This is a genomic window from Aeromonas sp. R2-3 (assembly GCF_040908375.1).
Taxonomy (GTDB): domain Bacteria; phylum Pseudomonadota; class Gammaproteobacteria; order Enterobacterales; family Aeromonadaceae; genus Aeromonas; species Aeromonas veronii.
Map to the genome: position 1 here is coordinate 232,424 of NZ_JBFODP010000019.1, position 14,270 is coordinate 246,693.

General features: G+C 59.9%; 11 protein-coding genes. 8 read left to right on the forward strand and 3 right to left on the reverse strand.

Translation table 11 applies throughout. From position 1 onward, the window contains the following. Positions 1 to 19 precede the first annotated feature (19 nt). From AB5Z02_RS09465 to AB5Z02_RS09475, 3 genes are all read right to left on the reverse strand, one after another. A complete protein-coding gene (locus AB5Z02_RS09465) occupies positions 20 to 439 on the reverse strand; it encodes a hypothetical protein (RefSeq protein ID WP_041212954.1) in 420 nt (139 codons plus the stop codon). A 25-nt stretch (positions 440 to 464) separates the two neighbouring features. Then, positions 465 to 2,501 (reverse strand): methyl-accepting chemotaxis protein, encoded by a 2,037-nt coding sequence (locus AB5Z02_RS09470; protein ID WP_368215900.1) that lies wholly within the window; start codon positions 2,499 to 2,501, stop codon positions 465 to 467. A 303-nt stretch (positions 2,502 to 2,804) separates the two neighbouring features. Then, positions 2,805 to 3,887, reverse strand: coding sequence for an ABC transporter ATP-binding protein (locus tag AB5Z02_RS09475; RefSeq protein ID WP_100654389.1), 1,083 nt, complete (start codon positions 3,885 to 3,887; stop codon positions 2,805 to 2,807). A gap of 560 nt (positions 3,888 to 4,447) precedes the next feature. On the opposite strand from AB5Z02_RS09475, the gene AB5Z02_RS09480 reads away from it, so the two are divergent. From AB5Z02_RS09480 to pykF, 8 genes are all read left to right on the forward strand, one after another. Continuing rightward, positions 4,448 to 5,677, forward strand: a complete 1,230-nt coding sequence (locus AB5Z02_RS09480) for an extracellular solute-binding protein (protein WP_100654388.1) — start codon at positions 4,448 to 4,450, stop codon at positions 5,675 to 5,677. A gap of 78 nt (positions 5,678 to 5,755) precedes the next feature. Next, positions 5,756 to 7,060 (forward strand): carbohydrate ABC transporter permease, encoded by a 1,305-nt coding sequence (locus tag AB5Z02_RS09485; RefSeq protein ID WP_041212958.1) that lies wholly within the window; start codon positions 5,756 to 5,758, stop codon positions 7,058 to 7,060. A gap of 12 nt (positions 7,061 to 7,072) precedes the next feature. Then, positions 7,073 to 7,924 (forward strand): sugar ABC transporter permease, encoded by an 852-nt coding sequence (locus AB5Z02_RS09490; RefSeq protein ID WP_041212959.1) that lies wholly within the window; start codon positions 7,073 to 7,075, stop codon positions 7,922 to 7,924. 22 nt (positions 7,925 to 7,946) lie between these two features. Next, positions 7,947 to 9,146, forward strand: a complete 1,200-nt coding sequence (locus AB5Z02_RS09495) for an arabinogalactan endo-beta-1,4-galactanase (RefSeq protein ID WP_100654387.1) — start codon at positions 7,947 to 7,949, stop codon at positions 9,144 to 9,146. Between the two features lie 62 nt (positions 9,147 to 9,208). Next, positions 9,209 to 11,263 (forward strand): beta-galactosidase, encoded by a 2,055-nt coding sequence (locus tag AB5Z02_RS09500; RefSeq protein ID WP_100654386.1) that lies wholly within the window; start codon positions 9,209 to 9,211, stop codon positions 11,261 to 11,263. A 53-nt stretch (positions 11,264 to 11,316) separates the two neighbouring features. Then, entirely contained in the window at positions 11,317 to 11,664 is a 348-nt protein-coding gene (locus tag AB5Z02_RS09505) for a glucose PTS transporter subunit EIIB (RefSeq protein ID WP_100654385.1), read from the forward strand. Position 11,665: 1 nt separating this feature from the next. Beyond that, a complete protein-coding gene (locus AB5Z02_RS09510) occupies positions 11,666 to 12,844 on the forward strand; it encodes a glycosyl hydrolase 53 family protein (protein WP_100654384.1) in 1,179 nt (392 codons plus the stop codon). 44 nt (positions 12,845 to 12,888) lie between these two features. Then, the coding region (pykF, locus tag AB5Z02_RS09515) for a pyruvate kinase PykF (RefSeq protein ID WP_201944913.1) at positions 12,889 to 14,270 on the forward strand (1,382 nt) is incomplete at its 3' end.

Below are 14,270 nucleotides of genomic sequence, written 5' to 3' on the forward strand. Positions count from 1 at the left end.
CCTTACGGCGGCCCTAGGATCACCCGGCGGGGGAGACGGTGACCTGGATGTGTTGGGGATCGCGGCGATCCAGGGTGATGCGATACTGGCCGTCGCTGGGCGGGGTGAACTTCATGTCGCTCCACTGCCAGCCGGCCTTGACTACCACCGGCTTGTCCGACTCGACCTTGGCGGCGGGGTCGAACTGGCCATAGGTGGTGTCGGCCTTCCACTTCTCGTCGGCAATTTTGAACTTGTAGGCGCCGTGACTGGCCTGCAAGGCCACCTGGACCGACAGCAAGTCCCCTTGCTGGGTAACCAGTTGCTGGTCTGCCGGGGCCTCCCAGTTGTTCATCTCGCCGCGCAGGAACAGCGGGCGGGCCAGGGGATCCTCCTCGTTGGCCAGCGCGGGCTGGAGGCAGGCGATCAGGGTAGTCAGCAACAGTGTCTTCTTGAACATGGATGGTCCTCTCTGTGGTGTGTGATCAGGCGCTCTGCAGGGTGAAGCGGCGGGTCAGCGACAGTTGCTGCTGCGATAGCTGCTGCAACTGGTCGCTGGTCTGTGCCACCTTGGCCAGGGCGCCCTGGTTGTCGTCGGCAATCCGGGCGATGTTGGTAATGTTGCGGGCGATCTCGGCGCTGGTCTGCTGTTGCTGCAGGGTCGCGCTGGCGATACGGCTGCTCTGCTCGGCCACCTGCTGCAGCGCCTGGGATAGCTCGGCTAGGGTGGCGCAACCCGCGTCGCTGTCGGTGCGACTCTGGGCCATGGCGTCGTGGCAGCGCAGCATGGTGGCGACCGCACCGCGGGTGCTTTGCTGCAGATCGTCGATGATCCCCTGGATGCGGGTGGTGGAGTCTGCTGTGTGGTGCGCCAACTGACGCACCTCGTCGGCCACCACGGCAAAGCCACGCCCCTGTTCTCCGGCGCGGGCCGCCTCGATGGCGGCGTTGAGGGCCAGCAGATTGGTCTGCTCCGTGATGCGCTCGATCAGGGCGAGGATGTCACCGATGCTGACGCTCAATGTCTGCACCTGCTCCACGCTGCGGCGCGACTCCGCCAACTCGTCAGCCAGTTGCTGCAGCCGTTGACCGGTCGCCGCCCCACGCAGGCTGGCGGCGTGGGCCGCCGCGGCTATGTTGCCGAGGGTCTGCTCGGTCTGGCCTATGCTGCCGGCGACCTCGCGCACCGAGTAGTCCATCTCCTCCATGGCGCTGCAGACCCCTGTGGTTTCGTTGCGCTGCTCGCCGATGGCAAGTTGGGCGTGATGCTGGGCGTGCTGGTTCTGGCCGGCCATGCGGCCGAGGGCATCGGCGGCCTGAACTATCTGACCGAGCATGCCGCTCATCTCGTCGGCCAGGGCGTTGATGCCGGTCGCAAGCTGGCCGAACTCGTCGTGACGCAGTAGCGGCACGCGTTGGCGCATATCTCCCTGACTCAGGGCCTTGAGGGTGGTGAGGATGTGGTGCAGTGGCTGGCGGATGGCGCGAACCAGGTGCCACAGCACCAGGGCGCCGAGACCGAGGGAGAGCAACAGGCCGGCGCACAGCCCGAGGCGCAGCCAGAGCAGGATGGCGCCGCTGCCGGCGGTGCTGTGGCGAAGCTGAGCGTCGATCGCGGCGTCAAGCTCGCTTAGATCGCCTAGCAGGCTGTCGATAAGGCGGCTGGCCTGCACACTCTGGTTGCGCAACATGATGCTCTGTTCGACCAGCGCCAGGTGGCGTGCCGGCAGGCTCTCGGGGCCGGCCAGCAGGGTGGCGAGGGTATCGAACCTGGCACCCGTGCCGCGTTCCAGGCTCAGGGGCACGCCGAAGGCATCCTCCTGGCCGGCGAGCTGGCGTGCCAGCTCCTGGCGCAGTGCCGCCGCCTGTTCGCTGGCGCGTGCATTGGCAGCCAGACGTGCGGCAACGGGGGCCGGATCCTGCTGCTTGAGGATCTCCTGTGTGGCGCTGACCTGTTGTTCCAGGTTTGCCAGCAGGCGGCTCTTGAGCAGCACGGCGGGGTGGCTGCCCAGAGGGGCGAGCAGCACATCGAGGGCGCTGGCAAGCTGGCGCGCCGTGTCGCCAAGGCGGGTGTCGGCCGCCAGCTTGCTCTGTTCGAGGCGGTTGTGGGCATAGTCATCGACCAGTTGCTGGGCCAGTTGCCAGTAGGCGGCCTGTTGCTCGCGCAGGCTCTCGACGCGCGCACTCTGTTGCGGCTCCCCCGCTATCTGTCGAGCCAAGGTGGCCAGACCCTGGTCGAAACGGGCCTGCCATTGCTGCATCTGCTCGCGGGCGGCGCCCAGCTCCTCCTCTCCGGTCTGCAGCAATGCGTTACCCAGATGTCGGTCGAGGGTGAAGAGATCGCGGGTCACGGCGCGGCTCTGCACCAGGGTCGGCGCGGTATGGCTGGCGAGCAGCCCCACCTGGTCGGCCAGCCGTTGGCCGGCGTAGAGAGAGAGGGCCACCGAGAGCAGCAGCAGCAACAGGATGACGGCAAAGCCCAGCGCCAGGCGCTGGATGATGGAAAGGTGACGAGTGCGCAAGTTAATGGTATCGGTTACATGTGGTTTTGAGTCAACCCAGCCTGATGATGCAAGTGATAAGTCATCTTTTATCAGTGCGTTATCTTGTTAAAAGATAAGGCTGCGATAATGGAGGGCACCTAATTCTGATTTTTAGTGTAACGTTTTCATTGTTTTGTGAATCTTTTACACTCTTTCTCGGCACCCTTGTACGGGATTTGTCCAGGGTTGCGAGCCCGCTCTCATTTTGTGTCCCGCGCCCGGGGATAAAAAAAGCCCCCGACTGGCGGGGGCAAAATGGATCGGGGCATGCAGTAGCCGCGTTCAGCGGCTGATCCTGAGCCCTTCGGCATTGAACACAAGGCAATTTTGCGGGGCAAAGAAGACATCCATCTTCTGGTACGGATGAAACTCCCCATCCCCTGCCAGCAGCAGCTTGAAGCCGTCGGTGCCGCAGCACTGACCGAACAGGTAGGTGCTGTTGCCAAGACGTTCCACCACCTCGCAGGTAAAGGCGAGGTGGATCCCCTCTGCGCCCGGCACCACATGCTCGGGACGCAGGCCAAGGGAGATCTCGCTGCCCGGCTCGAGTCGCTCGGTGAGGATGGGCAGGGTGAGCTCCTGCTGGCCGGCTACCTTGACCCGGATCTGCTCCGGGCTCCAGGCCAGTACGCGGGCCGGCAGGAAGTTCATCTTGGGTGAGCCGATGAAACCGGCCACGAAGCGGTTGCAGGGTTTGTAGTAGAGCTCCATCGGCGAGCCGACCTGTTCCACCTTGCCATAGTTCATCACCACTATCTTGTCGGCCAGGGTCATGGCCTCCACCTGATCGTGGGTCACGTAGATCATGGTGGTCTTGAGCTCCTGATGCAGCTTGGCGATGTGCAGGCGCATCTCGACACGCAGCTCGGCATCGAGGTTGGAGAGCGGCTCGTCAAACAGGAACACCTTGGGGTTGCGCACGATGGCACGGCCGATGGCTACCCGCTGGCGCTGGCCGCCGGAGAGTTGCTTGGGCTTGCGATCGAGCAGGTGGGAGAGCTGCAGCGTCTTGGCCACCATGCTGACCTGGTGGGTTATCTCCTCTTTCGGCACGCCATTGACACGCAGGCCATAGCCCATGTTCTCGGCCACCGTCATGTGGGGATAGAGGGCATAGGACTGGAACACCATGGCCACGCCGCGATGAGCCGGTGCGACATCGTTGACCACCTGCTCATCGATGGCAATCTGGCCTTCCGATATATCTTCCAGGCCGGCGATCATCCGCAGCAGGGTGGACTTGCCACAACCGGAAGGGCCGACGAAGACGGTGAACTCGCCGTCTTCCACGTCCAGGTTGACGTTATGCAAGGTCACGTTGCTGCCAAAACGCTTGACCACATTGTTCAATCTGATACTCGCCATGAGCTTTAACTCCTTGATAATGAATGCATTAGCTGCAGAACTCCGAGGTGGCCATACCCCTGCTGCGGCTTCTTTGCCCTGGGAGGGAGAAGGCGTTTCACACCGTTTCACTCTGTGGCTTTGGGAGGACTATATCAGTCAGGTGTAAGCGGTTGCACAAAATGCTGTTTCTTTTGTGCATGAGATCACAGCCTTGGTACGTGCTACTGGCAGGCTGGGCAAGCACCGCTTACCGTAGAGCCATTCGGTGTAATCGTTACCTTTTTTGCCGCATGAAAGCGCAGTGAAAGGCGTGGGTGGCAAGAAACAAGAGAGAGAGCGAATTGCTCCGGATCTGATGTATAGGATTAAACCAGTTATTTATCATGACATTAGGTGACGGTGAGTGCGCGTCATAGAGGCCAGACCAGTACAGTGTGCAATGTGGTTGTGCTCTGTTTTACACACTAATCGGTAACAAGCGTCATAAGTTACACCGGCTGGATGGCATCGTAACACCCACCTAACCGACGTGGTCGGCGAAGGCCTGTTTTTACCTGAGTTAGGGACAAGGAAATCATATGAAAATCAATAAATTGACCGCTGCAATGTTGTTTTCTCTTGGCGTGGTGGGGTTGGGGCAGGTAGCCCGGGCTGCCGACGGTGAACTGCTGGTGTGGGAAGACATCAAGAAATCAAACGGCATAGAGAAGGCCGTCAAGGCGTTCGAAGCCAAGCACAACGTCAAGGTGAAGATCCTCGAAACCCCCTATGCCCAGCAGATCGAGAAGCTGCGCCTGGATGGCCCGGCCGGCATAGGCCCGGATGTGTTGGTATTGCCCCATGATCAGGTGGGCACCGCCGTGGTGCAGGGGCTCATCAGCGAGATCAAGCCGGGTGCCGACTATCTGGCAGGCTTTACCAAGCCGGCGGTGGATGCCCAGACTTATGAAGGCAAGCTCTATGGCCTGCCCAAGGCGGTCGAGACCATCGTCATGGTCTACAACAAAGACCTGCTGCCCAAGGCGCCGGAGAGCTTCGACGAGCTGGTCAAGGCCTCCCAGACCCTGCGTGGGGAGAACAAATACGGCCTGCTCGCCAAGTTTGACGAGATCTATTACTCCTACGGCGTAGTGGCCGCCATGGGGGGCTACATCTTCGGCCAGAACCCCAACGGTTCGCTCAACGTCAAGGACGTGGGCCTGGCCAACCAGGGGGCGGTCGACGCGGTCAGCTTCCTCAAGCGCTTCTATAGCGAAGGGCTTTTCCCGGCCGGTATCGTCGGTGAGACCGGCGCCAACGCCATCGATTCCCTGTTCACCGAGAAGAAGGCCGCTGCCGTCATCACCGGGCCCTGGTCGTTCCAACCCTACAAGGATGCCGGTGTGAACTACGGTGTCGCCCCGCTGCCGACACTGCCCAATGGCGAACACATGCGCTCCTTCCTCGGCGTGAAGGGGTACAGCATCTCCACCTATTCCAAGCAGAAAGAGCTGGCGCAGCAGTTCATCGAGTTCATCAACCAGCCTGAGTACGCCAAGGTCCGCTTCCAGAAGACCGGCGAGATCCCGCCGCTCAAGGCGCTGATCGACGATCCGCTCATCAAGGACGACGAGAAATCCCGGGCCGTGGCCATTCAGGCTGGCTTCGCCACCCCGATGCCGAGCGTGCCCGAGATGCAAGAGGTGTGGACCCCTGCCAACAGTGCACTGCAGCTTGGCGTGACTGGCAAGCAGGGTGTGAAGGCGGCACTGGAAGGTGCAGTCAAGAACATCAACATGCAGATCGAAGTTAACCACGCGCAGCAATAACACAAGTTGGGCGCAGGCCCAATTCGGGCCGGGCGGCATTCGTGGCCGCCCGGGCTCTTAATGGAAAGGAGGTACATTGTGGTTGTCGATTCCGGATCGCTTACCCAGATCGGTACAAGAACCCATCATGCCAAGGTGGCCGCCCTGCTCTCGCTGATCCCGGGACTCGGTCAGTGGTATAACCGGCAATGGGTCAAGGGCACCCTGTTTTTCACCGTCATGGCCTGCTTCTTCGGCGTATTCCATGATTTTCTATCTCAAGGGTTCTGGGGGTTGTTTACCCTTGGCACCGAGTTGCCCCGGGACAACTCCGTCTTCCTCTTGGCCAAGGGGGTTATCAGCGTACTGGTGGCCATCTTTGGTTGTGCCATCTATTACTGGAGCGTCCGCGACGCCTATGTTAACGGCGATCGCCGGGATCGTGGCGTAGCGCTGACCAGTGTGCGCAAGCAATACCAGTTGCTGCTGAGCGAAGGTTTTCCGTACCTGATGATCACCCCGGGCTTCATCCTGCTGGTGTTCGTGGTGGTGTTCCCCATCATCTTTGGTTTCTCCATCGCCTTCACCAACTACGATCTCTACCACACGCCGCCGGCCAAGCTGGTGGACTGGGTGGGGATGAAGAACTTCATCAACATCTTCAAGCTCGATCTGTGGCGTTCGACCTTGCTCGACGTGCTGCAGTGGACCGTGATCTGGACGCTGATCGCCACCACGTTGCAATGCTCGGTCGGGGTGCTGCTGGCGATCCTGGTCAATCAGAAGGATCTGCGCTTCAAGCCGCTCATCCGCACCATCCTGATCCTGCCGTGGGCAGTGCCCGGTTTTGTCACCATTCTGGTGTTCGCCGGCATGTTCAACGAGACCTTTGGCGTCATCAACAACGGTATTCTGGCTTCTCTGGGTATCGACCCCAAGGCATGGATGACAGATCCCTTCTGGACCAAGACGGCCCTCATCCTGATGCAGACCTGGCTTGGCTTCCCATTCGTCTTCGCCATGACCACTGGGGTGTTGCAGGCTATCCCGGATGATCTCTACGAGGCGGCCACCATCGACGGTGCCAGCACATGGCACAAGCTGACCACCATTACGCTGCCCCTGGTGCTGTATTCGATCGCTCCGATCCTCATCACCCAGTACACCTTCAACTTCAACAACTTCAACATTATTTACCTGTTCAACAACGGGGGACCTGCGGTGGCTGGTTCCAATGCCGGCGGCACCGACATCCTGGTCTCCTGGATCTACAAGCTGACCATGTCGTCATCCCAGTATGCGATTGCAGCGAGCATCACCATTCTGCTCTCCATCTTCGTGGTCGGCATTGCCCTGTGGCAGTTCCGTGCGACCAATTCGTTCAAGCAAGACGACATGGTGTAAGGAGATCCAGCCATGAGTGCCAAACACAGTCTGAAAAAGAGTAATGCCATCCGCCTGACCCTAAGCTATTTGCTGCTGGCTATGGTTGCGGTGATCATCATCTACCCCCTCATCTGGACGGTGGGGGCATCCCTCAACCCGGGCAGCAGCCTGCTCAACACCTCGATCATCCCGGAAAACTTCTCCTTTATTCATTACCAGGAGCTGTTTGACGGGCGCATCGACTACGCCGCCTGGTACTGGAACTCGATGAAGATCAGTTTCCTGACCATGGTGTTGACCCTCATCAGCGTCAGCTTCACTGCCTATGCCTTCTCGCGCTTTCGTTTCCGTGGGCGGCAAAATGGCCTGATGTTGTTCCTGTTGTTGCAGATGGTGCCCCAGTTCTCGGCCCTCATCGCCATCTTCGTGTTGGCCCAGATGCTGGGTCTGGTCAACAGCCACCTGGCGCTGGTGCTGGTCTATGTGGGCGGCATGATCCCGATGAACACCTATCTGATGAAGGGTTATCTGGACGCCATCCCCAAGGATCTTGACGAGTCGGCGCGTATGGACGGAGCGGGCAACTTCCGCATCTTCATCGAGATCATCATGCCGCTCTCCAAGCCCATCATTGCGGTGGTTGCACTGTTCTCCTTCACCGGCCCGCTTGGCGACTTCATCCTGGCCAGCACCATATTGCGCACCCCGGATCAGTTCACCTTGCCCATTGGTCTCTACAACCTGGTCGCCCAGAAGATGGGGGCCAGCTACACCACCTATGCGGCGGGAGCTGTGCTCATCGCGGTGCCGGTGGCCATCTTGTACCTCTCCTTGCAGAAGTACTTCGTTTCCGGTCTTACCGCAGGTGGGACCAAGGGTTAATCCGTTAAACAGGACGTTCGACATGAAAATCAAGAAGACGCTGGTGATGGCGGCGCTGCTCGCCACCGGCATGTTGGGTATGCATGCCCCCGCCGTGGCTGCCGAAAATGTGGTGGTGCAACCAGTTGCGGTACCGCAGGAGTTCATCAAGGGGGCTGATGTCTCCATGCTGGCCGAAGTAGAGAAATTTGGTGGCAAGTTCTTTGATGCCAGTGGCAAGCAACAGGACGCCATGGCAATCCTCAAGGAGAACGGCTTTAACTACATTCGCCTGCGCCTGTGGGTAGACCCCAAGGATGCGGACGGCAAGCCTTACGGCGGTGGTAACAACGATCTGGCTGCAACGATAGCGCTTGCCAAGCGTGCCAAGGCCCTTGGTATGAAGTTCCTGCTCGATTTCCACTACAGCGACTTCTGGACCGATCCGGGCCGCCAGAACAAGCCCAAGGCGTGGCGTACGATGTCAGTCAAGCAGTTGGCGGATGCCGTTTACGCCCATACCAAGGAAAGCATGGATGCCCTGGCAAAGGCCGGTGTGATGCCTGACATGGTGCAGGTCGGCAACGAGATCAATGGTGGCATGTTATGGCCAGAGGGCAAGAGCTGGGGGCAAAACGGTGGGGAGTTTGATCGCCTGGCCACACTGCTCAAGGCTGGTGTACGTGCTGTGAAAGAGCACGGCAAAGATATCAAGGTGATGCTGCATCTGGCTGAGGGCACCAAAAACGACACCTTCGTCTGGTGGTTTGATGAAGTCGCCAAGCGCGAGGTGCCCTTCGATATCATCGGACTCTCCTTCTACACCTACTGGAATGGCCCCATCAATGCCCTCAAGGCCAACATGGATGACATCAGCAAGCGCTATGGCAAGGATGTGATCGTGGTCGAGGCCGCCTACGGCTACACCACGGAGAACTGCGACAACGCCGAGAACAACTTCACTGCCAAGGAGGCGAGCGACGGTGGTTACCCGGCCAGCGTACAGGGGCAGGCCGACTTCCTGCGCGATCTGATCAAGAGCGTGGTGGCGGTACCGGACGGGCGTGGCAAGGGAGTCTTCTACTGGGAGCCTGCGTGGCTGCCAACCCCTGGTGCCACTTGGGCTACCAAGGCTGGGATGAAGTACAACAACGACGACTGGAAAGAGGGCAATGCCCGGGAGAACCAGGCGCTGTTTGACTGCTCCGGCCATGTGCTTCCCTCGATCAAGGTATTCAACTGACCCAGTTCAACCGATAGGGCGACCGGCCATGGCCGGCGCCCCCTCGTTTTAGGAGATGTGTGATGTTCAAGTTTCCCCCGCTCAGTGAACGCGTGCCCGCCCTGCTGCATGGTGCTGATTACAACCCGGATCAGTGGCTGGATGATCCCCAGGTGTTCGAGCGCGATCTCGAGATGATGAAGCAAACCCGCTGCAACGTGATGTCGGTCGGCATCTTCAGTTGGTCTTCCCTGGAGCCACAAGAGGGGCACTATGAGTTCGGCTGGCTCGATACGGTGCTCGATCGCTTGCACGAAAACGGTGTGTCAGTTTTCCTCGCCACACCAAGTGGTGCTCGTCCGGCTTGGCTTTCCCAGCGTTATCCCGAGGTGCTGCGGGTCAGCAAGGAACGTGTGAAGGCACTGCACGGTGGCCGTCACAATCACTGTATGAGTTCGCCTGTCTATCGTGACAAGGTGCGCGCTATCAACGGTGCCCTGGCCGAACGCTACGGCCATCATCCCGGTGTCATCGCCTGGCACATCTCCAACGAGTACGGCGGCGAGTGCCACTGCGAGCTTTGTCAGGAGCGCTTTCGTGACTGGCTCAAGGCTCGTTATGGCAGCATAGAAGCGCTCAATCACGCCTGGTGGAGCAGCTTCTGGAGCCATACCTACACCGACTGGTCACAGATCGAATCTCCGTCTCCCATCGGCGAGAGCTCGATCCACGGCCTCAACCTAGACTGGAAGCGTTTCAATACCGCCCAGGTGAGCGATTTCTGTGCCGAGGAGATCAAGCCCTTGAAGGCGGCCAACCCGAGCCTGCCGGCCACCACCAACTTCATGGAGTACTTCTACGACTATGACTACTGGCAGTTGGCCAAGGAGATCGATTTCATCTCCTGGGACAGCTACCCCCTCTGGCACAACAGTGGCGATGACTCGACCCTGGCGGCGTACACCGCCATGTATCACGACCTGATGCGCACTCTCAAGGGAGGCAAACCTTTCTTCCTGATGGAGTCGACCCCGAGCCTGACCAACTGGCAGCCCATCAGCAAGCTCAAAAAGCCGGGAATGCATATCCTCTCCTCCTTGCAGGCGGTAGCCCACGGCTCCGACTCGGTGCAGTACTTCCAGTGGCGCAAGAGCCGTGGTTCGGTCGAGAAGTTCCACGGCGCCGTGGTCGATCACGTTGGTCACATCGATACCCGGGTGGGCCGCGAGGTGCAGGCGCTAGGCGAGATCCTGGCCAAGTTGCAAGAGGTCGCTGGCAGCCGCGTCGAGGCCAAAGTGGCCATCATTTTCGACTGGGAGAGCCGTTGGGCCATGGACAATGCCCAGGGGCCGCGCAATGCCGGCCTCTTCTACGAGAAGACGGTAGCCGAGCACTACCGCCCATTCTGGGAGGCCGGGGTGGCGGTGGATGTCATCAATGCCGACTGCGCGCTTGATGGCTATGACCTGGTTATCGCTCCGATGCTCTACATGGTGCGCGATGGCTTTGCCGAACGGGTTGACGCCTTTGTCAAACGAGGTGGGCAGTTTGTTACCACTTACTGGAGTGGCATCGTCAACGAGACCGATCTCTGTCACCTGGGGGGATTCCCAGGGCCGCTACGCCCGGTCCTTGGGATCTGGGCAGAGGAGATAGACGGTCTCTATGACGAGGAACGTAACGCCGTCTCGGGTCTTGCTGGCAACGAAGCCGGACTCTGCGGCCCTTACGAAGTCACTCACCTTTGCGATCTCATCCACCTAGAAGGCGCGAGGGCCCTGGCCAGCTATGACGGTGACTTTTATGCCGGACGTCCGGCGGTGACGGTCAACGAGCACGGGACAGGTCGCGCTTATTATGTCGCCTCGCGAAATGATCTGGCGTTCCAACACGACTTCTTTGGCCATCTCATCGAGACCCTGGCCCTGCCGCGTGCTTTGCCAGCCTTGCCGGAGGGGGTCACCGCCCAGTGCCGCAGCGATGGTAAGCAGGTGTTCGTGTTTGTGCAAAACTTCGCCAACGCCGAGCGCCTGGTCACTCTGCCGGGTGGTCACAGTGACATGGTGAGCGGTGAGGCGCTGAGCGATTCACTGGTGCTGCCTCCATTCGGCTGCCGGGTGCTGCGTCGCGCCCGTTGATTGCGGGGCGGAGCCAGTGGCTTCGCCCTCTTATTCACGTTTAGGAGGTTCAAATGGTCAAGATGCAGGACTTCAAGCGTCTGTTCGCCGCGGCCCTCGGCCACAAGGAGGAGAAATCGGCCGAGGCACCGCTCTCCAGGCTGGACGAAGCGGCCATCACCGCGCTCATCGCTGCCTTTGGCGGGCGCGACAACATCGTGGGCTTTGACGCCTGCCTGACCCGGCTGCGGGTCAGGGTCAATGCCTTGCAGCCGGTCGACAGCGAGGCGCTGCAGCGTCTCGGCGCCATAGGCGTCATCATCATCGGCGACGAGGTGCAGGCCATCTTCGGCAAGCGCTCGGACAACCTGCGTCGTGATCTCGGTCAGTGGTTCGAGCTGCACGAGCCGGAGCAGCACTAGGATGCGCCCCCCGCTGAGCTGGCCACTGTTGGTCATGCTGGGAGCCATCAGTGCAGGTGCTGGTGCCGCTCCTCATAACCTGGCTATCCGAGGGGCGGATGTCTCCACCCTAGCCGAACTCGAGCGCCTGGGCGTTCACTATCAAGACGGAACGCGGCAGGGGGATTTGCTAACCCTGATGCGCAAGCGTGGCCTCAACCTGGTACGCCTGCGGCTGTGGGTCGATCCCCGTTCGGCCAAGGGGGAACCCTTTGGTGGTGGCAACAATGACTTGGAAAAGGTGATTGCACTGGCGCAGCGAAGCCGGTCCCTCAACCTGCCCTGGTTGCTCGATCTTCATTACAGCGACTTCTGGGCCGACCCTGGCAAGCAGCACACGCCACGGACCTGGCGAGGCAAGTCGGATGCAGAGCTGGCGGCAATGCTGCACGATTACAGCGCCGCCGTGATACAACGCCTGCGCGAGGCCGGGGTGCAACCGCAAATGGTGCAGGTCGGCAACGAACTCAATAACGGCATGCTGTGGCCGCAGGGGCAACTACACCGGCAAGAAGAAGAGGAGGGGTTCGATCGATTAGCCCAGTTGCTCAAGGCGGCCATCGCCGGGATCCGTGCTGGCAGCGAGGGGGGTATCACCCCACGACTGATGCTACATCTTGCTGAAGGAGGGGATGAGGCTCAGTGCCTACGCTGGTTCAAGGCGATGCAGGTACGCGATGTGCCGTTCGATCTGGTGGGTATCTCCTTCTACCCATATTGGCACGGATCTCTGGGCGACCTCTCGCGCACCATGAACAGCCTTGCCACCCAAATCAGGCGTCCGCTGCTGGTCGTTGAGACCGCCTATGGGCATGACACCGTCAACCAGGACGAGGTTCGTAACGCCTTCGGTGAGCAGGAGGCCGTACGCGGCGGGTTTGCTGCGACGCCCGAGGGGCAACTAGCGTTTCTCGATGCACTGCGTGCTGCTATTGCCGCAGTGCCGGATCAGCTCGGGCTCGGGTTTGTCTATTGGGAGCCGGGCTGGATCCGGGTCCCCGGCGACAGTTGGGCCAGTCGCGCTGGCATGGCGTTCCTCGGGATAGATGAGCCCCTCGGCAATGGCTGGGAGAACCAGGCCCTGTTTGATCGGGAGGGCAGAGGACTGCCGGCGTTGGCCGCCTTTGTCCTGACCCGCTGACTATTTCATATTAAAGAGATGACAACAGCACCATGAAGATTGACATGAAAAAGACCAAAATTGTCTGCACCATCGGTCCGAAGACCGAATCCAAAGAAATGCTGGCCAAAATGCTGGACGCCGGCATGAACGTCATGCGCCTGAACTTCTCCCACGGTGACTACGCCGAGCACGGCAGCCGCATCAGCAACCTGCGCGCTGTAATGGCCGAGACCGGCAAGCACGCAGCTATCCTGCTGGACACCAAGGGTCCGGAAATCCGTACCATGAAGCTGGAAGGCGGCAACGACGTCGCGCTGGTCGCTGGCCAGACTTTCACCTTCACCACCGACCAGACCGTGGTTGGCAACAAAGACAAAGTGGCCGTGACCTATGCAGGTTTCGCCAACGATCTGCGCGTCGGCAACCGCATCCTGGTTGATGACGGCCTGATCGGTCTGGACGTTATCGAAATCACCGAGCGCGAAGTTATCTGTAAAGTGCTGAACAACGGTGACCTGGGCGAGAACAAAGGCGTTAACCTGCCGGGCGTCTCCATCAAGCTGCCGGCCCTGGCCGAGAAAGACAAGCGCGACCTGATCTTCGGTTGCGAGCAAGGCGTTGATTTCGTTGCTGCTTCTTTCATCCGTAAGAAAGAAGACGTTCTGGAAATCCGTGAGCACCTGAAAGCCCACGGTGGCGAGAACATCCAGATCATCTCCAAGATCGAAAACCAGGAAGGTCTGGACAACTTCGACGAGATCCTGGCTGTTTCCGACGGCATCATGGTTGCTCGTGGCGACATGGGTGTAGAGATCCCGGTTGAAGAAGTTATCTTCGCCCAGAAGATGATCATCGCCAAGTGCAACAAAGCCCGCAAAGTGGTTATCACTGCCACCCAGATGCTGGACTCCATGATCAAGAACCCGCGTCCGACCCGCGCCGAAGCTGGTGACGTGGCCAACGCCATCCTAGACGGTACCGACGCAGTGATGCTGTCCGGTGAATCCGCCAAGGGTAAGTACCCACTGGAAGCCGTGACCATCATGGCCACCATCTGCGAGCGTACCGATGCCGTGATGCCGTCCAACCTGTCTGCTGCCAACGACAGCAAGAAGCTGCGCATCACCGAAGCCGTATGTAAAGGCGCCGTAGAGACCTCCGAGAAGCTGGACGCCCCGCTGATCGTGGTTGCTACCGAAGGCGGCAAATCTGCCAAGGCCATTCGCAAGTACTTCCCGAAAGCCTGGATCCTGGCTATCACCACCAACAAGAAAACTGCTGCCCAGCTGGTTCTGACCAAGGGTGTGGTTGCCCACGTGGTTGACAGCATCGCCTCTACCGACGATTTCTATCGCATCGGTAAAGAAGCCGCGCTGGAAATCGGCATGGGTCTGAAAGGTGACGTGGTTGTGATGGTCTCCGGTGCTCTGGTACCGAGCGGCAC

Excerpts from the sequence above, each read along its gene's own strand:
- AB5Z02_RS09510 (WP_100654384.1), top strand. The coding sequence starts at position 11,666 with ATGCGCCCCCCGCTGAGCTGGCCACTGTTGGTCATGCTGGGAGCCATC.
- AB5Z02_RS09505 (WP_100654385.1), top strand. The coding sequence starts at position 11,317 with ATGGTCAAGATGCAGGACTTCAAGCGTCTGTTCGCCGCGGCCCTCGGC.
- AB5Z02_RS09490 (WP_041212959.1), top strand. The coding sequence starts at position 7,073 with ATGAGTGCCAAACACAGTCTGAAAAAGAGTAATGCCATCCGCCTGACC.
- AB5Z02_RS09480 (WP_100654388.1), top strand. The coding sequence starts at position 4,448 with ATGAAAATCAATAAATTGACCGCTGCAATGTTGTTTTCTCTTGGCGTG.
- AB5Z02_RS09495 (WP_100654387.1), top strand. The coding sequence starts at position 7,947 with ATGAAAATCAAGAAGACGCTGGTGATGGCGGCGCTGCTCGCCACCGGC.
- AB5Z02_RS09475 (WP_100654389.1), bottom strand. The coding sequence starts at position 3,887 with ATGGCGAGTATCAGATTGAACAATGTGGTCAAGCGTTTTGGCAGCAAC.
- AB5Z02_RS09465 (WP_041212954.1), bottom strand. The coding sequence starts at position 439 with ATGTTCAAGAAGACACTGTTGCTGACTACCCTGATCGCCTGCCTCCAG.
- AB5Z02_RS09500 (WP_100654386.1), top strand. The coding sequence starts at position 9,209 with ATGTTCAAGTTTCCCCCGCTCAGTGAACGCGTGCCCGCCCTGCTGCAT.